Here is a 19,561-nt window from a genome sequence, read left to right as displayed (position 1 = left end):
TCAGTCGGCGCCGCTCAGCCGGCGCCGTCCTGGTCCGCCGTCGCCTTGCGGACCACGTCGATGATGGTCTCCTTCATCGCCGCGTCCACGTCCCCCTCCCCGGCCTCCTCCTTGGAGACGTCCGCGATGACGCGGTTGAGCTGCGGCAGGATCGAGGGCCAGGCCGCCAGCCCGATCACCACCATCAGGAGCGAGGCCGCGCGGCGGTCGGCGCCGGTGCCCAGCAGCTCGGCCAGCGCGTCCACCTTGGTCGCGTAGTGCGCCTTGCGCTCCTCGCGGCCGGGGAGCTCGGACTCCTCGCCGTAGTGCAGCGCCTCCCACATCAGCAGGCGCAGCAGCTGGGGGTTCTGGCGGTGGTAGTCGAAGAGCCGCCCGGCGTACTCGGCGACGTCCCCGGAGGGCAGGCCGATGCCCTCGGTGTGCTCGCCGAGGGCGTCGACCATGACGGCTTCGAAGAGGGCGTCCTTGTTGCCGAAGTGCCCGTAGATGCGCTCCTTGTTGACCCCGGCGCGCTTGGCGATGCGTTCGACGCGCGCGCCCCCGATGCCGTGCTCGGCGAACTCGTCGCGGGCGGCGGCCAGAAGGCGGGCGCGGGTGGCGGCGGCGTCACGAGGCATGGCGCCCAGGGTAGCGGCCACCGACCGGTTCGTTGGAGCAGCGCTCGGCAGGGTGCCGGACGGCGGCAGGGAAGCGGACGGCGACGACGGATGGCGGTGGCCCGTTGGGCGGCGCTGTCGGCCGCCGGGCGTGTGCGTGGTCGCCGTGGCTGAGCGGCGACGGCGAGAAGTGGGTGGTTTCCCGGGCCTGCCTGCCGTCCGTCCGGCCCCTCGCGGTCCGGGGGCGGCGCGGCCGGGAGGTGCGTGGTCGTTCGCGTTCGTGGCGGCCGCCGGGTTGGCGCGGGTCCGCCGCCATGGGGCCGCCTCCCCGGGATCACCGGGGAAGGCTCCGCCCGTGGGGTGCATTTCGGGCATACCGGGAACGCAGTGCCGGTTCGCGCATCCAGTGTGGTGAGTGAACTCCCCCAGGGGCGATCGCGTGGCAGAACCACCACCCTCGTTGCCCCGGATGGCGGGGCGAGTCCGGTGGACGGGGCCGGGGGCGGTCTCGCGCGTTGCCAACCGAAAGGTTGGTTGGATATGGTCGCCGCCATGACCTCGCCCGCCACTTCCGGCAACCCGACCGAACCTGTACCGGCCACCGGGCCAGACGACACCGGCGACGCCGCGGCCGCCCGGGCGCGGACCGGACCGGCCATCGCCCTGCTCGCCGCCGCCTGCATCCCGATGGTCGGGCAGATGTACTCCGTCCTGGCCCTCCTCGGTCCCATGGCCGACGACCTGGGATCCACCCCGCACGCCCTCACCTGGGTCTCCACCGCCTTCGCCGTCGCCTACGCCGTCGGCTTCCTGGCGGCGGGCGCCCTGTGCGAGCGGTTCGGCCCCCGCGCCACCATCACCTGGGGGCTGGTCGCGACCGCCGCCACCACCGCGCTGGTCGCCGCCGCGCACACCCCCGGGACGGCCATCGCCCTGCGCGCCCTGCAGGGCCTGACCACCGCCACCCTCGCCCCGGCCGCCTTCGCCTACGTCGCCGAGCACATTCGCCCCGCCCACCGCCCGGCCGCCATGACCGCCATCAGCGGGGCCGCCCTCGCCTCCGCGCCGATCATGCAGATCGCCGCGCAGGGCATCGCGTCCGCCGCGGACTGGCGCGCGGTCTTCCTCGTCAGCGCCGTCGCGCTCCTGGCGGCGGCCCCTGCCGCGTGGGCCGTCATGCACAGGCCCCAGGGGGCCGGCCGCCCGCTCCTCGGCGCCTTCGCCGCGATGCCCGGCCTGTTCCTCACGCCTCGCCTGGCGGCCCTCTTCGCCGCCACCGCGACGCTCCTGGGCGGCTTCGTCGCCGTCTACACCGCCGTCACCATCGCCGGGCCGCCGGAGATCGCGGGCGACGACGGGGCCCTGCTCGTCCTGCGGGCCTTCGCCCTGCCCGCGATGGTGGCGGTCCCCCTCCTCGCGGGCTTCCTCGGCCGCTGGAGCGCGGGGGCGCGCGCCGTCGCGGGGCTCGCCCTCGCGGCGCTGTCCGTCCTGGCCGCCGCCGTCGTGGGCGGCGGCGCCGCCGGCCTCGGCGCCGTCCTCCTGGTGTTCACCGCCGCCATCCTGGTGGCGGCGCCCGCGCTGGTGCAGAGCATCGGCGAGCACGCGGGGCCGGAGGGCCGGGGCGTCGGGACGGCGCTCTACGCCTTCTCCATGTTCGTCGGCGCGGGGGTGGGCCCCCAGCTCGCAGCGGGCGCGGCGGGCCTCGGCTTCGCGGGGACCGCCACCGTGGTCGCGGGGGTGCTGGCCCTCGGGGCGGCCCTCGCCGCCCTGGCCCGGCGCCCTGCGAGCCGGGCGGGGTGACTCCGAAGGGGCACGGTCCGGCGGCCGGCCGGAGCGTGCCGGTGAAGACGGAGGGGCGGCCCGGAAAAAGGCGCGAACCGCGCGAACCCGGCGTGGCACAATCTCGCCATGGATCCCGCGCTGATCGCCGCCTTCTCCCTCGCCGTCCTCCTGCTCAGCATCGCTCCGGGGCCGGACATGCTCTTCATCGTGGCCAACGCCGCCGCCGGAGGCCGACGCGCCGGTCTGGTGGCAGCGCTCGGGATGTCCACGGGCCTGCTCGGCCACACCATCGCCGCCGCCTTCGGCCTGGGGATGCTCATCAGCGCCGCGCCGCAGCTCCTCGACGCGATCCGCCTGGCCGGGGCGGTGTTCCTGGTCTACCTGGCCTACACCACCCTCAGGGACGGCCGCCGCAGCCGGACCGAGGCCCCTGCCGCCTCCGGGGAGGCGCCCCCGGCACCGGCGGCGCGCCCGCTCCGCCGCGTCTACGCCATGGCGACCCTGACCAACCTCGCCAACCCCAAGGTGATCCTCTTCTACCTGGCGTTCTTCCCGCAGTTCCTGACGACGGGCGGGGGAGCGCTGCCGGTGACGGCCCAGATGCTGCTGCTCGGCGGCCTGTTCGTGGTCATCGGGCTGCTGGTGGACGGGACCGTCGGGGTGGCGGCCGGGCTGCTGTCCGACCGCCTGCTGCGCCGGGGCCCGGTCCGCCGGTGGATCGACCGCGCCTCCGCGGCGATCTTCGGCGCCCTCGCCGCCCGTCTGGTCCTCGACGTGCGGTGAGGCGGTGCCGGGCCCGCTTCGGCGGGCCCGGCGCCGCCGCGCTCAAGCGGCCGGACCGAGGCCGCCGACGTGCCCGGCGTACCGGAAGAGCCCGTCCCCGGAGCCGCCGTAGCGGTCGAAGGCGCGGTCCCCCGTCCCCCGCCTCCCGCTCTCGGTCAGGGCTCAACGGAGCCGGCCGCCCGATCCCGGGGCGGAGGCGTGCACGGGGAAGTACCCCCGGCCCCGGGTCCCCTGCACCCCCGTCCCCTCCCGGCGGTAGGCGTCCCCGTAAGCGTTTCCGTACGCGTTCGCGACCGCGCCGGGGCCCTTGCCCGCGCCGCCCCGTGCGCGCTCGGGCAGGCCCGCACCTGACGAAAGTCAGGGGTGCCCTCCCGTCGATCGGTTCTGTCGGCGCAGGCCACCGTCTCCGTAGCGTGCCGATCACCGTCGGACGTGCCCCGTGGCCGACACCGGCGGCACCGACGACACGCACCGACACGGAAACGGCGACATGCACCCACACACAGAACCCGCGGACGCCGCGCCCCGCCCGCAGGACCCGCAAGAGCCCGCCCTCCGCGCCTCGGGGCTCGTCAAGCGGTACGGCGACGGCCCCGCCGCCGTCACCGCCGTGGCCGGGGTCGACCTGGCCTTCGCGCGCGGCGGGTTCACCGCCGTCATGGGCCCCTCGGGGTCCGGCAAGTCCACCCTGATGCACCTGCTCGCCGGGCTCGACACCCCCACCGCCGGGCGCGTCACCGTCGAAGGGCACGACCTCGCCGCCCTCGGCGACCGCGAGCTGACCGCCTTCCGGCGCGAGCGCATCGGCTTCGTCTTCCAGGCCTTCAACCTCCTGCCCGCGCTCACCGCCGAGGAGAACGTCCTGCTGCCCCTCCGGCTCTCCGGCCGCCGCCCCGACCGGGCGCTCTTCGACGAGGTCGTGGGCTCGCTCGGGCTCGGCGACCGCCTCGGCCACCGGCCCGGGCAGCTCTCCGGCGGCCAGCAGCAGCGGGTCGCCGTCGCCCGCGCGCTCCTCACCCGCCCGGCCGTGGTGTTCGCCGACGAGCCGACCGGCGCCCTCGACGTCGCCACCGGCCGCGAACTCCTCGGCCACCTCCGGCAGGCCTGCGACCGCCTCGGCCGCACCGTCGTCATGGTCACCCACGACCCGGTCGCCGCGACCTACGCCGACCGGGCCGTGCTGATGTCCGACGGCGCCCTGCACGGCACGCTGGACGCCCCCACCGCCGACGGCGTCGTCGCGGCCATGGCCCGCGCGGAGGGTGTGCGCTGATGCTCGGCCACGCCTGGGCGCACGTGCGCGCCCGCCCCGCCCGCCTGGCCGCGGTCCTGCTCGCGGTCGCCCTGGGCACCGCGTTCCTCGCGGCGACCGCCGTGTTCACCGCCACCTCGGCGGCCGGTCTGCGGATGGTCGCCGCCGCCCCGCTGACCGGAGCCGACGTGGTGGTCGACCGCGACCCGGAGGCCGCCGGCGCCGACTCCGAGCCGGACTGGGCCGACCGGCTCGCCGACCGCCCCGGTATCGCCGCCACGGCCCCCGTCCACGCCCGGACCGTCCAGCTCTCCACCGGCGACCGGCGCGGCACCGCCAATGTCTCCACCATCGCCGACCGGCCCGGCCTGCGCTGGTTCGACCTGGACGAGGGGCGCTGGCCCGAGGCGCCCGACGAGGTCGTGGCCGACCCGGAGACCGTCGCCGGCACCGGGCTCGCCGTGGGCGGGGACGTGCGCCTGGTGGACGCGGAGGGCGCGGAGACGACGGCGACCCTGGTGGGCGTCGCCGATCTGGACTTCCGGCCGCTGACCGGCGTGCAGTACCGCCTCTACGCCCCCGAGGCCGCCTTCTCCGGGGACACCCCGCATTCGGCGTTGGCGGTGGTCGAACCGGGCACAACCCCGCGGGAGGCGGTCGAGGAGCTCGACGGCGCCCTGCCGCCCGGGTTCACCGCCGCGACGGCGCAGGAGCGGGCGGACGAGGCGGCCGACCGGTTCGCGGGCGGCTCCCGGCAGCTGGAGACCGTGCTACTGGCGTTCGCGCTGGTGGCGCTGCTCGCCTCGGCCATGGTCATCGCCAACACGTTCACCGTGCTGCTGGCGCAGCGCCGCCGTGACACCGCCCTGCTGCGCCTGGTGGGCGCCGACCGCCGCCAGGTGCGGCGGATGGTCGCTCTGGAGGCCGCGATCTCCGGAGCGGCAGGGGCGCTCATCGGCACGGCGGCGGGAACGGGCCTCGGGTACGCGGGCGCGACGGCCATGGGCCTGGCGGGCGGCGGCCTGCACGTGTCGCCCCTGGCGCTGGCCGGGGCCTTCTTGGTGGGCCTGGGGACCGCGGTGGGATCGGCCTGGCTGCCGGCCCGGCGGGCGGCGGCGACGGCTCCCGTGGAGGCGCTGCGTGCGGCCGACATGAGCGGCGGGGTCCGGTTCGGCGCGGTGCACGCGGTCGGCGCGGTCCTGGCCGTCGCCGGGGCGGCGGGCGCGGGCGTCGGGACGGCCTCCGGGTCGCCCCTGGTGACGGTGGTCGGCGGGTTCGTGGCGGCGCTCGGCCTGCTGGCGGCCCTGCGGTATCCGATCGCCCGCTCGTTCGGGGCCGTGCAGGCGGTGTTGCGCCGTATGGGCGGAACGGCGAGCCTGGCCGGGGCGAACCTGGCCCGCAACTCCGGTCGGGCGGCGACGGCGGCGCTCGCGCTGGTCCTCGGACTCGGACTGATCACCGCGCTCGCCACGGCGGCGTCGACGGGGCGGGCGACGATCGACGCGGACCTGCGTGACCGCTACCCGGTGGACGTGGGCGCGCGCGTGGCGGAGGGATCGGTCGCGCGCGAGACCGTGCAGGCGGTCGAGGACATCGACGCGTTGGGGACGGTGGAGGCCGTCCGCACGGCCGATGTGAGCATCGGGGCGCTGGGCGAGACGACGCTCGCCGGGATCTCGCCGGAGATGGCGGAGGCGGCCGGGGCCGAGCGGCTGAGGGAGGAGCCCTCGGGTGGTGACGGAGGTGAAGAAGCGGCGCCGGTGATGCTCGTCAGCGACCAGCAGCTCGCCGCCCTGGACGCCGAAGAGGGCGAGCGCATGCGCCTGGCCGTCGGCATCGGGGGAGGGGAGGCGGAGCACGCCTTCACGCTCTACTCCTCCGGCCTCGCCGAGGCGGCGGGGACGGTCGCGCCGGTGGTCCGCGAGGACGTCCTGGAAGAGCTGGAAGGCCGGGACACCGGGGAGGCCGGGGGTGCGGGAGACGCCGACAGGTCCATGGTGTGGGGCGTGGCCGGGGACGACGCCGACCGCGACGCGATCGCGGACCGGATGGCGGCCGTCGCCGCCGACGACCCCGACCTCCTCGTCGGCGGGGCGCTGAGCGAGCGCGCCGACATCACCCAGGCCCTGGACGTCATGGTGAACCTGTCCGTGGCCATGCTGCTGGTGACCGTGGTGATCGCGGCCGTGGGCGTGGCGAACACGCTCGGGCTGTCGGTCCTGGAACGGACCCGGGAGTCGGCCATGCTGAGGGCGCTGGGGCTGACCCGGTCGGGCCTGCGGGGGACGCTGGCGGTGGAGGCGGTGGTCATCGGCCTGGTCGGCGCGGTGCTGGGCACCGTGATCGGGGTCCCGTTCGGGATCGTCGGCGTCGGCGCGATCGTGGGGGACCAGGCGCCGCTCGTCGTGGCCGTGCCGTGGTCCTCACTGGGGCTGGTCGTTGCTGCGGCCTCGGTGATCGGGGTGGTGTCGTCGGTGGCGCCCGCGCGCCGGGCGGCCCGCATCGCCCCGGCCGAGGGGTTGTCCGACGACTGACCGGGACGGGACCGGGGCAGGACGGGACGGGGCCGTCGGCCGCGCGGTGTGCGGTGGTCGGCGGCCCCGTCCGGCGGGGCGGCGGTGTGTCTGCGACCATGGACGTGGACTTCGCTATTCGGAATCACGGTTCCGTATAAAGGAATAATGTGGAGGTCGGTGCCCGTGCCCGTCGAACCCCTTGAGCTCGCCCCCGCCCCGGAGAACCTCCGGCTGCTCCGCGACGCCACCGCGCGCCTGCTGGCCACCTGCGAGCGCCTGACCGACGCGGACACCGGTGCGCCGACGCCGCTGCCGGGGTGGACCCGCGGGCACGTGCTGAACCACCTGGCCCGGCAGGCCCCTGCGCTCGAACGCCTGCTGGACTGGGCGCGCACGGGTGTGGAGAACCGGCAATACGCCAGCAGGCAGGCGCGCGACTCCGAAATCGAGGAGGGGGCGCGCCGGCCCGCGGCGGAGCTGGTCGCGGACATCGTGCGGACGGCGGGAAGCCTGGACGAGGCTGTGCGGACCCTGCCGGAGGAGGTGTGGGGGCGACGGATTCGCCCGTTCACGGGGGAGGACTGCACGCCCCGGAGGATCCTCGTCATCCGGCTCAGGGAGCTGGAGGTGCACCACGCCGATCTGGACATGGGGTACAGGCTGTCGGCCGCGCCCCAGGAGGCGACGCGCGTCGTCCTTGAGGACGTGGTGCGGTACTTCGCGGGGCGCGAGGGCGCCCCGTCGGTCGACCTGCGTGACGACGACGGGGCGCTGGTGGGGGCCCTGGGTGTAGAAGAGGGGGCCGGAAGTGCGCGCCGCACGGTGACGGGAACCCCAGGAGACCTCCTCGGCTGGCTCGCAGGCCGGACGGGTGGGGAAGGGGTGGCCTGCCCTGAGGGCCTGCCCGAGCTGCCCAAGTGGGTGTAGTCCGAGGCGGGCGACGACGAACACGCGTCGTGAGGCCGTGCGCCGCCGTCGCCGCCTGTCGCCCAGGGCTGCGGAGTAGGCGCCTTGGGCGGCGGTCGATCACTGGAGGGGGATCTCGACCCCGTACTCCTCCTTGGGGCGGGTCCCGAAGATGCGTCGGTCGGCCTCGGCGATCGGTACGTCGTTGATGCTGGCCTCGCGGCGGAGCATCAAGCCGTTCTCGTCGAACTCCCATTGCTCGTTGCCGTGGCTGCGCCACCACTGCCCTGAGGCGTCGCGGCACTCGTACTGGAACCGGACCGCGATCCGGTCGCCGTGGAACGCCCACAGGCTCTTTCGGAGCGCGTAGTCCGACTCGCGCTCCCATTTCCGGGTCAGGAAGGCGGCGATCTCTTCGCGCCCCTGTAGGAACGTGTCGCGGTTCCGCCAGACGGAGTCCGGCGTGTACGCGAGCGCCACGCGTTCCGGGTCGCGGGTGTTCCAGGCGTCCTCAGCGGCCTGGACCTTCTGCAGGGCCGTCTCCTCGGTGAAGGGCGGGAAGGGCGGGCGGGGCTCGGTCACTGCGGTCTCCCGTCGTTGAGAACGTGCGTTCTCCATTGGTGCGGACTAATGTAGGGAACGACCGTTCTCGACGTCAAGGAGTCCCGATGCCCGCCCCCATCAGCGAGGAACAGAACCGCCGGGACCGCGAGGTCCTCCTCGACGCGGCGGAAGGGCTGTTCTACGAGCACGGCATCCGGGCGGTCGGCATGGACGCCGTCCGGGCCGGGGCGGGGCTGCCGCTCAAGCGGATCTACCGGTTCTTCCCGGCCAAGGAGGAGCTGCTCGTCGAGGTACTCCGGCGCCGCGACCGGCGGTGGCGCGGCGACCTGGCCGAACACGTGGGGCGCGAAGACGACCCGCGGGCCCGGGTGGCGGCGGTGTTCGACTGGCTGGCCGAATGGTTCACCCGGCCCGGGTTCCGCGGCTGCGCGTGGATCAACGCCTTCGGGGAGATGGGCACGGCGTCCGAGGCGGTCCTGGCGGAGGTGCGCGCGCACAAGGAGGCGTTCCGGGCCCAGGTGGAGGGATGGGTGCGCGACGCCGGAGGCGGGCGGGAGGAGGCCGACGCGGTGTTCCTCCTGGCCGAGGGGGCCATCGTCACGGCGGGCATCAGCGGCGGCCCCGCCCCCGCCCGCCGAGCGCGCGCGGCGGCGGAGCGGCTTCTGCAGACGCGTTGACGGAGAAGGGCGTGCGACGGAGAAGTACGGAGAATTGGCCGCCCACTGCCCACCTCCTGGTCCTTCCCGGGGCAGGTGAAAAGGACCGGAACGGTTCGTCCGAGAGACCAGGACAGGGGCGGGAGGCGCGCGATGGCCGAGGGAAGCCTGCCGGGCGGCGCGGCGGCGGGGGCCGGGGGCGGCCCGAAGGAGGGGCGCAACGCGCTCCAGGCGGTGCCGCCGCGGGTGTGGGTGGCGCTCGTCCTGCTGGTGCTGGCGGTGCTGTTCATTCTGCAGAACCGGGACGCGACCCAGATCCAGGTCCTCTTCTTCTCTCTAGGCGCGCCTTTGTGGGCGACTCTGGCCGGGGCCGTGGTGGTGGGCGTGGTGATCGGGTTCCTCCTCAGGCCGTCCGGCCGGAAGAAATCCGAGAAACGGCGCTGACCCGCGCCGTACACCCCCGCCTACGCGGGAATCAAAGAGGGGCCGGACGGAGTCTTCGCCCCGAGTTCGGTCCATCCCGGTGTGACGGGGCGCTCCGTCCGGTCCGGCCGCGGTGCACCGCCGCGCCCCCGTCCCGGCGCGCTACTCGGGCCCGCCGGCCGATCCCGCCACCCCCGCCTCGTGGGCCAGAATCGCCGCCTCGACCCTGTTCCGCGCCCCGAGCCGGGTCAGGATCGTGCTCACGTGCCCCTTCACCGTTCCCTCCACGAGGAACAGGCGCCGGGCGATCTCGCCGTTCGACATTCCCGCCGCCAAGAGCGCCAGCACTTCGCGTTCGCGCTCCGTGAGCTGGGACAGCTTCTCCCGCGCCCTCAGGCGGCCCATCGAGCGGTCGTGGTCCATCCGGTTCAGCACGCGCCGCGTGACCTTCGGCGAGAGATAGGCGCCCCCGTCGGCCACGGCCCGCACCCCGAGAAGCAGCTCCCGCGGGTCGCCGGTCTTGATCAGGAAACCGTCCGCCCCCTCGGACAGGGCGCGGGCGACGTACTCCTCCTCGCCGAAGGTCGTCAGGACGGCCACCCCGATGCCCGGCGCAGCGCGTTTGATCTCGGCCGCCGCATCCAGCCCGTTCATCCCCGGCATCCGGATGTCGAGGAGAACGACGTCGGGGCGGTGCGACAGCGCCACGTCCACCCCCTCGCGTCCGTCGGAGGCCTCCGCCACCACCTCCACGTCGGCGTCCGCGTCGAGGATGGAGCGCACCCCGGCGCGGATCATCGCCTCGTCGTCGACCAGCAGGACCCGGATCGTCCCCGGCTTGTCCACGCCCCTGTTCACCGCCCCACCGTCTCCGCCGACACCAGCTCTCCGCCATCGAAGCACAGCCGGTAGCGCTCGCCGCCTCCGTCGAAGACCTCTCCGCCGGATCGGTAGTAGGCGCATTCCAGGCCGTCCGGGTCGGCGGGACGTCCTCCGCTCCCCAAGGGGCCGTCGTAGAGGTCCCTCTCCGGCAACGACTCCTCCACCTCCTCGCGCGCTTGGCCGGGCTCCAGGGTCGCGAATACGGACGGCGCCAGGGAGGCGGTCTTCGCCTGGTAGACGGTGAAGGCGATCGAGGCGGCATACCCGGCGGCCACCATGGCGACGGGCAACCCGACGGCCGCCGCGACCGCCCACCCCGCGCGGCGCCGCGCGCGCCGGAGGTGGGCGTCGGCCGCGTCCACACCGCTCCCGGGACGGCCCGCCCCCTCGTCTCGCGACTCCGCGACCGGAAGAGCCTCCGGCACCTGCAGCGGAAGGCGCGCGGCCACCGTCCACCCGCGCCCGTCGGGGCCGGGGCCCGCGTCCAGGGTGCCGCCGACCAGCCGCACGCGCTCCCGTAGGCTGACGAGACCGGTCCCGCCGCCGGGCGGTGCGGCGGCTGAGGCGCAGGACGCCGGGCCGGAGTCGTCCACCCGCACCGACACCTCGCTGTGCGCGCCTTCGACCAGGACGCGCACGGCCGCACCCGGTGCGTGCTTCGCGGCGTTGGTCAGTGCTTCTTGAACGACGCGGTGCGCGGCGCGTTCGACGAGGACCGGGACATCGCGCAGGGCGCCGTCGCCGCTGAGCACGACGTCCATCCCCGATGCCCGCGCGCGCTCCGCGAGGACGTCGAGCGCGGTCTCCCCGTCGCCGAGCGGGTCGAGCGGTGGCGCCTCAGGGGCGGCGTCGTCGCGCAGGACGCCGACCGCTTCGACGAGGCGGTCGGCGGCCCGTCCAGCCGCCTCCCGCAGCTCGGCCGCCTGCCCCCGCCGCTCCTCGGAGAGGTCGGACGCCATCTCCAGTCCGCCCGCGCGCAGCGCCAGCAGGCTCAGTTCGTGGCCGACCGCGTCGTGCAGGTCCTGGGCGATGCGGGACCGCTCGCGCATGCGGGCCCGTTCCGCGACGAGGCCGGCCTCGCGCTCCAAACGGCGGGCGCGCTCCCAGCCCGCCCGCTCCAGGGCGGCGGCGCTGCGCAGGTACAGGCCGACCAGCCACGGGAGCAGGACCGTGAGCAGCGCCAGTCCGCCGCTGACGACCCACATGCCGACCGGTTCTCCGGCGAGGACGAACCGCAGCGCCCAGGCCCCCGTGCCGACGCAGTACAGCACGGCCGCGGGCCGGGGGTCGGGGGACAGGCGGCCGGTGAGGAGCGTGGCCAGGGGGAGGGCGAACAGCGACATCGGCCACCACCAGGCCCCGAGCCCGACCAGGGCGGCGCAGGCGAGCGCGGCGTGGCCGGGAGGGACGCGGAGGCGGGAAAGGTGCATGCCAAGGACGCTAGCCAGTCGTGATCACCGCCGTCACCTGTCGAAAGTAAGGAGCGGCCCGCGCGGGCAGGGGCGATGGGGACCACGGCGGCCCGACACCCCGCCGGACTGGGGAGTCGGAGCATTCCCGACCCGTACCGGGGGCGCGTCGGCGCGTCGTGCGATGCTCGGTCGAGCACGGCGACCGTGGACGGGAAGGAAGGCGCTGCGGATGGGCGAGAGGCTGCTTTGGGTCGGGACCTACACGCGCGACTCCGAGCCGACGGGGACCGGCGTCGGCGTGTACCTGGCATGGATGGACACCGGGAGCGGGCGGCTGGGCGGCGGCGGTGCGGCCGTGGAGGCGGTCGGACCGTCCTTCCTGGCGATGCACCCGGACGGCGGCAAGGTGTACGCGGTCTCCGAGCGCATGGAGGGGGCCCTGTCCTGGTTCGCGGCCGGGGAGGGCTGGGCGTCGGTGACCCTGGGCGAGACCCCGACGGGGGGCAAGGCGCCGTGCCACGTGCTGGTGCACCCGGCGGGCAAGCATGTGATCGCCGCGAACTACTTCAGCGGGTCGGTGAGTGTGCACCCGATCGAAGGGGACGCGGCTCCTGGGCCCGCGGTGGCGCTCCTGGAGGGGGAAGGGTCAGGGCCGGTGCCCGGCCGCCAGGAGGGGCCGCGCGCGCACTGCACGGCGATCGCGCCCGGTGGGCGGCACCTGCTCATCGCCGACCTGGGGGCGGACCTGCTGCGGGTGCACCCCTTCGACGCGGAAGCGGCGGAGCCCGTGGGGGAGGCCCAGGAGCCCGTGCGCCTGGAGCCGGGGACCGGGCCGAGGCACATCGCGATGCACCCGGCCGGGTTCCTGTACGTGTCGGGTGAGCTCGACGCGCGGGTGCACGTCCTCCAGTGGGACCAGGACAAGGCGTCGGCGTGGCCGGTGGGGACGGTGGACGCGTCCCAGTACGAAGGGGAGGTGGAGGCCGTCTACCCGAGCGAGATCGCGCTGTCGCCGTCGGGGGAGCGGTTGTACGTGGCGAACCGGGGGGCGGACACGGTGACGACCTTCGCGGTGGAGGAGGGCGGAGCGTCGCTGCGGCTCCTGGCGGAGTACCCGACGGGCGGCAAGTGGCCGCGCCACTTCGCCGTGACGAGCGGCCACGTCGTGGTGGCGAACCAGATGAGCGGCACGGTGACGACCATGCCGATCGACGAGGAGGGCGTGGCGGGAGAACCGGTGGACCGCCTGTCGATCCCCGACCCGGCGTGCGTGCTTCCCGTGGGAGAGTGAGGACCGTTCCTGGCCGCGACGGGGTCGAGTGGGTCGCTATCGCCCAGAAGGCCGACGTCGAGGGGTGACCGCTCCTATCGTGGAGGCCGGCGCACCGCCAGGAGGGTCGACCATGAGCGATGCCCGCACGCCCTACCGCGACACCGATCCCGAGACCATCAAGGCCGCGTACGCGTCATATGGGCGCATGATGCGCGGAGCGCCGCCGCCCTCGGGATCCGCCACCTTCCACGCCCACAGCGCTGAGGATCTCCTTCGGCAGCTCAACGAGCATCTCGGGCTGCCCCGCCCTGACTCCGACGAGGCGCCTCCCGATGCCGCGTCCGGTCATGTTCGGGCTCCGCGCTGATGGCGCTGAAGTCGCCCCGCGCCGCGGGGATGGACTCTTGGCTTGGAGTTCGGCGATCTGGCGCTCCACACGGTCCCCGCACGTGCGGGGGAGGAGCACCGATCCATCGCCTCTGAGGGGCGGACCCGCCTTCCGGGTCCGCCCCTCGTTGTCGGTCGGTACTAGAGGGGGAGCCGACAAACCCCCTGCCCCGAACCCTGTGGCTCGGCACAAGGGGAACTCAATGCCGCAAACCGGACAATGGGTCGTGTCCCCATCACCGCGGCGCCCTCTCCGGGCGCCCCCTGACCCGAGGACCCTCCTATGGCCGAATCCCCTGCTCAGGCTGTCCGCTACCGCGGGCTCACCGCTCGCGATCTCGCCCTCGTCGCCGTGTTCGCGGCCCTCCTCGCCGCGCTGAGCATGCCCTTCGCCATCCCCGTCGGCCCGGTGCCGATCACCCTCCAGACCCTCGGCGTCATGCTCGCCCCCGCCATCCTCGGCGCGAAGCGCGGCACCCTGTCCATCCTCGCCTTCCTCGCCCTCACCCTCGCCGGGCTCCCCCTCCTCCCCGGCGGGCGCGGCGGCATCGAGCCCTTCCTCGGCCCCACCGGGGGCTACCTCCTCGGCTGGGTCGTCGGCGCCCTCGTCATCGGCCTGCTCACCCAGACCCTCATGCGCCGCTACCGCTTCTGGGGCGGCTTCCTGATCAACATCGTCGGCGGCATCGGCGCCATCTACCTCGTCGGCGTCCCCTGGAGCGCCCTCTACCTCGGCGACACCCTCCTCGCCGGCTTCATCGGCGCGGGCGTCTTCCTCCCCGGCGACCTCGCCAAGGCCGTCCTCGCCGCCGCCATCGCCGCCGCCGTGCACCGCGCCTACCCGGTGCCCCCGGCCGGGCGGCGGGTCGCGAAGGGGGCCGACACCGAGTCCGGGCGCGCCCGAGCATGATCGAGCTGCGCGACGTCTCCCACGCCTACGGCGACCGCCCCGTCCTCCGCGGCATCGGCCTCGACCTCGCCGAGCACCGCATCGGGATCATCGGCGCCAACGGCTCGGGCAAGTCCACGCTCGCCCGCACCCTCAACGGACTCGTCGTCCCCGACTCGGGCACCGTGCGGGTCGACGGCCGGGACACCCGCCGCGACCCGCGCGCCGCCCGCCGCCGGGTGGGCTTCGTCTTCTCCGACGCGTCCACCCAGATCCTCATGCCGACCGTCGCCGAGGACGTCGCCCTCGGCCTGCGCCGGTTGGGCCTGACCGCCGACGCGACCCGGAGCCGGGTCGACGCCGTCCTGGACCGCCACGGCCTGCTCGACCACCGCGACCACCCCGCCCACCTGCTCTCCGGCGGACAGAAGCAGATGCTCGCGCTCGCCTCGGTGCTGGTCACCCAGCCCGATGTGCTCGTGTGCGACGAGCCCACCACCCTGCTCGACATGCACAACGCGCGCGTCATCGAGCGCACCCTCCGCGCGCTGCCGCAGCGCCTGGTCCTGCTCACCCACCAGCTCGACATGCTCCAGGGCTTCGACCGCGTCCTGGTCATGGACGGCGGCCGCGTCGTGTTCGACGGCGCCCCGGACGCGGCCACCGCCCACTACACCGCCCTGATGGACGCCCGGGCGGCGGACATGGAGCCGTCCGACCTTGGAGAGCGGGCGTGAACGTGCTCGGCCTCTTCGTCCCCGGCCGGTCGGTGCTGCACCGCCTCCCGGCCGGGGCCAAGATCCTCGCTCTCCTGGCCCTGGTCACCGTCCTCGTCGCCCTCGACGACCACGCCGCGGGTCCCGTCGCGACCCCCGCCGCCGCCCTCGCCTGCCTCGCCGCCTATCCCGCCTCCGGCCTGGGCCTGCGGCGCCCCCTGCGCCTCCTCGTGCCCCTGCTGCCGTTCCTCGCCGTCATCGCGCTCTTCCAGGCGCTCACCGGCGACCCGCGGGCGGCGTTCCGCGTCTGCCTGCTCCTGGTCGCCGCCGTCCTGGCGGCGGGCCTGGTCACCTTCACCACCCGCGTCAGCGCGATGCTCGACCTGTTCGAGCGCCTCGCCCGCCCGCTGGCCCGGTTCGGCGTGCGCCCCGACCGTGTCGCGCTCGTCCTCGCCCTGACGGTCCGGTCGGTGCCCATGGTCGCCGCGGCCTGGCAGGAGTCGAGGGACGCCTGCGCAGCGCGCGGCCTGCCCGCCTGGCCCCACCTCACCGTCGTCCCGGTCATCGTCGGCATGATCCGCACGGCCGAGGCCATGGGCGAGGCGATGACCGCGCGCGGGGTCGACTAGGGGGTGTTGTGTGGATCATGGCCGTAGCGAGCGGCGTCCAGGTGCGTTCATCGCGAGAACGCTGTGTTTCCCGAAAAGCAGGGGAGTCAGCCTGGGTGCGCTGTCGACCGATGAGGACGCAGCGAGGGGCGTGCCCGGGCGTCGCGCAGTAGGCCGTGATCCGCACAACACCCCCTAGGGGCCGACGCCCGGATCGCCTGCGGGGCGGGCACTTCTGGCGCCGAAGTTAGCGCAATCGATATGAGCGGGTAGGAATCGGCAACTGTCGGATGTGCCAGCATTGGCACCACAAAGCCATGGATTATGTGCGAACGCGAGGCATCGCCCGCCTATTACCCGGTCGCGAAACGGCCTTGAGATGGGCCGCGGTCGCGGCCGCCGCCGTGCTCGCGGCCCCCATGGCCGCGGCCCTCGATCCTCCGCCCGCGCGCGCGGACACCGGTTCGCCGTCGGCCTCCGCGCCGTCGGTGTTCGACCCCCCGTGGCGTGACCCCGGGGCATCGGTCCCGACCGACGAGGAGAAGGCGGTCCTTTCCCTCGCCGTCGAACGCGATCTCGCCGAGGACCTGGACGCCTATCGCGCCGACATCTCCGGGGACTTCTCCGTCGCCGCGGTCGAACTCGACAGTGGCGCCGCGTTCGGCTATCGCCACGAAGAACCGTTCAACCCGGGAAGCGTCATCAAGCTCGATATCCTCTCCATTCTCCTGCTCCAAGCGCAGGCAGACGGACGCACCCTCAATGACGCGGAGCGCGCGCTGGCCAAGGCCGCGATCGGCCACAGCTCCAACGACGCCGCGGACGGACTCTTCGAGCGCATCGGCATGTACGCCGGGTTCCAGCGGGGCCGCGCCCGGCTCGGCCTGACCGGAGCCGAGGACCGCCTGGGCGGCCGCTGGGGGCTCGTCTCCACCACCGCGCGCGAACGCCTCACCCTGCTCCGCGGCATCTACACCGACGAGGGACCGCTGACCGCCGACTCCCGGCGGACCGTGCGCGGGTTCCTCTCCGGCGTCGCCCCGGAACAGGCCTGGGGCGTGTCCGCCGCCGACCGGGGAGACGGCGCCGAACTCAAGAACGGGTGGGTGCCGGTCGAGTCGGACGGCGGCCGCTGGGCGGTCAACAGCACCGGCCGGATCGTCGCCGACGACGGGCGCACCTACCTCGTCGCGGTGCTCTCCTCCGGGCACCCCGGCTACGGTGCGGGCGTCGAGTGCACCGAGCACGTCGCCGAGGCCGTGGTCGACGCCATGGCCGCCGACATCGCCCGCCAGGCCCCGCGCGGTCCCGTGGGGAGCGCCTGACTAGGGTTGGCCGGGTATTCGACGTGTAAGGAACGGGAGCCGCCCATGCCCGCGACCGCGCTTGAGATCGACCTGCGCTCGGACACCATGACCCGGCCCACCCCCGAGATGCGCCGCGCCATGGCCGACGCCGAGGTCGGCGACGACGTGTTCGAGGAGGACCCCAGCGTCCGCGCCCTTGAGGAGCGGACCGCCGAGATGCTGGGGCGGGAGGCCGCGCTCTACACCCCCTCGGCGCACATGGCCAACCAGATCGCGGCCTACCTGGCCGGGCGCAGCGGCGACGAGATCTGGGCGCACGAGCTGTCGCACATCCTCGGAAACGAACAGGGCGGCACGTCGGTGCTGTCCCGCCTGCTGCCCCGGACCTTCTCGGGGCCGGACAGCACCCCGCCCCGGGAGTGGCTGGAGCGCCTGATCAAGGGCACGGACGACGTACACCGCGCCCAGCCTGCGCTGATCTGCCTGGAGAACACCTTCACCGGCCGCGTCATGCCCCTGGAAGGGCAGGCGCGGGTGTCCGCGTTCGCGCACCAGCACGGGCTCAAGGCGCACCTGGACGGCTCGCGGCTGTGGAACGCCGCGACGGCCCTGGGTGTGAGCCTCGCCGAGGCGGCTGCGGGCCCGGACACGGTCACCGTCTGCTTCTCGAAGGGGTTGGGCGCGCCGGTCGGCGCCGCCCTGCTGTCGGACCGTGACACCATCCGCCGCGCGCGCCGGGCGCGGAAGCTGCTGGGCGGCGGTATGCGCCAGGCGGGCATCATCGCGGCGGGGGCGTTGTACGCGCTCGACCACCACGTGGAGCGGCTTGCCGACGACCACGCGCGGGCCGAGCGCCTGGCGGCGTCCCTGAGCGCGGCCCCGGGGCTGTCGGCCGAGGCCCTGACGAACATGGTGATCGCCAAGACCGAGCCGGGCGAGGCCCCGAAGCTGGCCGAACTGGCGGGCGCCCACGGCGTGGGCTGCATCGCCATCGCCCCGGACACGGTCCGGATGGTCGTGCACCTGGACGTCGGCGAATCCGACATCACCGAGGCGGCGGCGAGGATCACCAAAGCAGCAGAGGCACTGGCCGCCTGAGGAGCGGAGGAACGTGACGGGGACCGCGTGCGGCGGCCCCCGTCACGTCTCAGCACGAGGCCAAGTAACAGCCCGCCTGGTCGAAGTCGCCCTCGCGCAGGGCGGCGGCCGGGATGTCGAAGGTGACCATCCCGCCGTCGGCCCACTTCCAGTGGGCGTCGCTATCGAGCTGGAGCAGGTGCACACGGTTCTCGGCCGTGACCGGCCCGCCCTGCATGGGCCATGCCCAGCCGAAGGCCCGGTTCCCCGCCGCCCGATCACTGTCGATCCGATGGGGCACGTTGTGGAACGGCCACGCGGTGGCGTCCCCGACGATCTCCGGCAGCCGCTGCTGCATCCGCTCGAACGCCTCCCACAACTCTTTCTCCTCGGTGGGGGAGGGCTCATTGAAGGTCGAGTGCGGGTCCGGCAGGGCGACCATGGGGTCGGCGCGGACCGGACGCGCGGGGATCAGGATGTCCTGCGTCGGCGGAGCGGTCTCCTGCGCGACGGCAGGATCGGCGGGGACGACCTTCCACGTGCACGGGCCCTCGAAGCCGATCGTCCATCCTTCCCGGATGTCTTCGGCGATGCCCTCCTCATGCCCCTCATAGAAGAAGTTGAGCAGTTGGGCCCCTCTGGGGAGTTCGACGTCGAGCCCGGTGCGGAGCGCGGCCGTGTCCAGGACGGCGAGGAGGGGCATCGGTCCGTTCTCCCCCTCGGGCCAGGGCGTCCCGGGGGCGAGCAGCGCGGTCCCGCCGAAGCAGGACCGGCCGGCGGGGACGTCGTCGACGTCTGCGGGGTGGAGGTCGAAGCCCCGCCGCGCCAGCGCGCCGACACGCGGCCCCATGTCCGGCCCGAGCTCGTCGGCGCAGAAGCGGCGGAAACGTTCGATGAATTCGTCAGGTCGCACGGCGCAGAGTAAACCACGGGTGGCCGATGTCCTGGCAGACGAACGGCCGGTCAGTCGGGGCGTTTGTACCCCGGGCACGTCCAGGGCGGCCCCGCCACCCCATCCCCGCGCCTGCGGGGCCTTCGTCATCTACGAGGACGGTCTGTGGGAGTTGATCGGTCCATCCCCGCGCCTGCGGGGCTTTCCCTGGAAGACCACCGTCGTCGAGGAGTACAGCGGGTCCATCCCCGCGCCTGCGGGGCTTTCCGCAAAACCCCAGCTCAAACCCAAAGTGCGGTTGGTCCATCCCCGCGCCTGCGGGGCTTTCGTCGAGGATTTGCAGCCGCTCGTCGTATCCGGCCGGTCCATCCCCGCGCCTGCGGGGCTTTCGCGACGCCCGCAAGCAGAAGGCGGCCGCCTGTCGGTCCATCCCCGCGCCTGCGGGGCTTTCGGTCGGACAGCAGTGCGCCCCGCCCGACGCGGCGGTCCATCCCCGCGCCTGCGGGGCTTTCGCTCGGCGAGCGGGTGGCCTCCCGGCTGCGGGAGGTCCATCCCCGCGCCTGCGGGGCTTTCGTGGTCTCGGCGGTGTAGGGCATGGGGGGCTCCGGTCCATCCCCGCGCCTGCGGGGCTTTCATTGGA

General features: G+C 74.4%; 19 protein-coding genes and 1 CRISPR repeat array (1 of these 20 cut by a window edge). Of the genes, 14 read left to right on the top strand and 5 right to left on the bottom strand.

The features are described from left to right. Positions 1–14 precede the first annotated feature (14 nt). Positions 15–617: a TetR family transcriptional regulator gene (locus tag O4U47_RS03665; protein WP_270676087.1), complete on the bottom strand. Its 603-nt coding sequence runs from the start codon at positions 615–617 to the stop codon at positions 15–17. 531 nt (positions 618–1,148) lie between these two features. Here O4U47_RS03665 and O4U47_RS03660 point away from each other — a divergent pair. From O4U47_RS03660 to O4U47_RS03640, 5 genes are all read left to right on the top strand, one after another. Continuing rightward, a complete protein-coding gene (locus O4U47_RS03660) occupies positions 1,149–2,396 on the top strand; it encodes an MFS transporter (RefSeq protein WP_270676086.1) in 1,248 nt (415 codons plus the stop codon). 108 nt (positions 2,397–2,504) lie between these two features. Continuing rightward, the gene (locus O4U47_RS03655) at positions 2,505–3,161 is read left to right on the top strand and encodes a LysE family translocator (protein WP_270676085.1); all 657 of its coding nucleotides are present in this window, start codon (positions 2,505–2,507) and stop codon (positions 3,159–3,161) included. A 490-nt stretch (positions 3,162–3,651) separates the two neighbouring features. Next, complete coding sequence (locus O4U47_RS03650) at positions 3,652–4,434, top strand: ABC transporter ATP-binding protein (protein ID WP_270676084.1); 783 nt, start codon at positions 3,652–3,654, stop codon at positions 4,432–4,434. Further along, the gene (locus tag O4U47_RS03645; protein ID WP_270676083.1) at positions 4,434–6,947 is read left to right on the top strand and encodes an FtsX-like permease family protein; all 2,514 of its coding nucleotides are present in this window, start codon (positions 4,434–4,436) and stop codon (positions 6,945–6,947) included. The genes O4U47_RS03650 and O4U47_RS03645 overlap by 1 nt, the downstream gene beginning before the upstream one ends. Positions 6,948–7,112: 165 nt before the next feature. After that, a complete protein-coding gene (locus tag O4U47_RS03640) occupies positions 7,113–7,856 on the top strand; it encodes a maleylpyruvate isomerase family mycothiol-dependent enzyme (RefSeq protein ID WP_270676082.1) in 744 nt (247 codons plus the stop codon). Between the two features lie 99 nt (positions 7,857–7,955). Here O4U47_RS03640 and O4U47_RS03635 read toward each other — a convergent pair whose 3' ends face one another. Then, positions 7,956–8,417: a nuclear transport factor 2 family protein gene (locus O4U47_RS03635; RefSeq protein WP_270676081.1), complete on the bottom strand. Its 462-nt coding sequence runs from the start codon at positions 8,415–8,417 to the stop codon at positions 7,956–7,958. Positions 8,418–8,503: 86 nt separating this feature from the next. Here O4U47_RS03635 and O4U47_RS03630 point away from each other — a divergent pair, with 86 nt between their 5' ends. Continuing rightward, a complete protein-coding gene (locus O4U47_RS03630) occupies positions 8,504–9,076 on the top strand; it encodes a TetR/AcrR family transcriptional regulator (RefSeq protein ID WP_270676080.1) in 573 nt (190 codons plus the stop codon). 132 nt (positions 9,077–9,208) lie between these two features. Further along, entirely contained in the window at positions 9,209–9,499 is a 291-nt protein-coding gene (locus O4U47_RS03625; protein ID WP_270676079.1) for a LapA family protein, read from the top strand. A gap of 141 nt (positions 9,500–9,640) precedes the next feature. Here the strand turns inward: O4U47_RS03625 and O4U47_RS03620 are convergent, their stop codons facing one another. Continuing rightward, positions 9,641–10,276 (bottom strand): response regulator, encoded by a 636-nt coding sequence (locus O4U47_RS03620; protein ID WP_408638921.1) that lies wholly within the window; start codon positions 10,274–10,276, stop codon positions 9,641–9,643. A gap of 56 nt (positions 10,277–10,332) precedes the next feature. Continuing rightward, on the bottom strand, positions 10,333–11,790 hold the full coding sequence (locus O4U47_RS03615) for a sensor histidine kinase (protein ID WP_270676077.1): 1,458 nt from the start codon (positions 11,788–11,790) through the stop codon (positions 10,333–10,335). Between the two features lie 211 nt (positions 11,791–12,001). On the opposite strand from O4U47_RS03615, the gene O4U47_RS03610 reads away from it, so the two are divergent. The 7 genes from O4U47_RS03610 (at position 12,002) to O4U47_RS03580 (ending at position 18,050) form a co-directional block, all read left to right on the top strand. Next, positions 12,002–13,063 (top strand): lactonase family protein, encoded by a 1,062-nt coding sequence (locus O4U47_RS03610; protein WP_270676076.1) that lies wholly within the window; start codon positions 12,002–12,004, stop codon positions 13,061–13,063. A gap of 112 nt (positions 13,064–13,175) precedes the next feature. After that, entirely contained in the window at positions 13,176–13,412 is a 237-nt protein-coding gene (locus O4U47_RS03605; RefSeq protein WP_270676075.1) for a hypothetical protein, read from the top strand. Between the two features lie 402 nt (positions 13,413–13,814). Then, positions 13,815–14,342: a biotin transporter BioY gene (locus O4U47_RS03600; RefSeq protein ID WP_270676147.1), complete on the top strand. Its 528-nt coding sequence runs from the start codon at positions 13,815–13,817 to the stop codon at positions 14,340–14,342. Next, a complete protein-coding gene (locus O4U47_RS03595; protein ID WP_270676074.1) occupies positions 14,339–15,058 on the top strand; it encodes an energy-coupling factor ABC transporter ATP-binding protein in 720 nt (239 codons plus the stop codon). Before O4U47_RS03600 ends, O4U47_RS03595 begins: the two co-directional genes overlap by 4 nt. Further along, entirely contained in the window at positions 15,055–15,666 is a 612-nt protein-coding gene (locus O4U47_RS03590) for an energy-coupling factor transporter transmembrane component T (RefSeq protein WP_270676073.1), read from the top strand. Before O4U47_RS03595 ends, O4U47_RS03590 begins: the two co-directional genes overlap by 4 nt. 353 nt (positions 15,667–16,019) lie before the next feature. Then, on the top strand, positions 16,020–16,970 hold the full coding sequence (locus O4U47_RS03585) for a serine hydrolase (protein ID WP_270676072.1): 951 nt from the start codon (positions 16,020–16,022) through the stop codon (positions 16,968–16,970). Between the two features lie 45 nt (positions 16,971–17,015). Further along, the gene (locus O4U47_RS03580) at positions 17,016–18,050 is read left to right on the top strand and encodes a threonine aldolase family protein (protein ID WP_270676071.1); all 1,035 of its coding nucleotides are present in this window, start codon (positions 17,016–17,018) and stop codon (positions 18,048–18,050) included. 49 nt (positions 18,051–18,099) lie between these two features. On the opposite strand, the gene O4U47_RS03575 is transcribed toward O4U47_RS03580, so the two are convergent. Then, positions 18,100–18,942: a DUF1963 domain-containing protein gene (locus O4U47_RS03575; RefSeq protein WP_270676070.1), complete on the bottom strand. Its 843-nt coding sequence runs from the start codon at positions 18,940–18,942 to the stop codon at positions 18,100–18,102. A 96-nt stretch (positions 18,943–19,038) separates the two neighbouring features. Beyond that, positions 19,039–19,561: a CRISPR direct-repeat array (repeat unit 28 nt; unit sequence GGTCCATCCCCGCGCCTGCGGGGCTTTC); it runs 238 nt beyond the window's last position.

The organism is Nocardiopsis suaedae (assembly GCF_027706745.1).
Taxonomy (GTDB): domain Bacteria; phylum Actinomycetota; class Actinomycetes; order Streptosporangiales; family Streptosporangiaceae; genus Nocardiopsis_A; species Nocardiopsis_A suaedae.
Note: the sequence above shows the minus strand (reverse complement) of the source record. Positions and strands in the feature narration are given on the sequence as shown.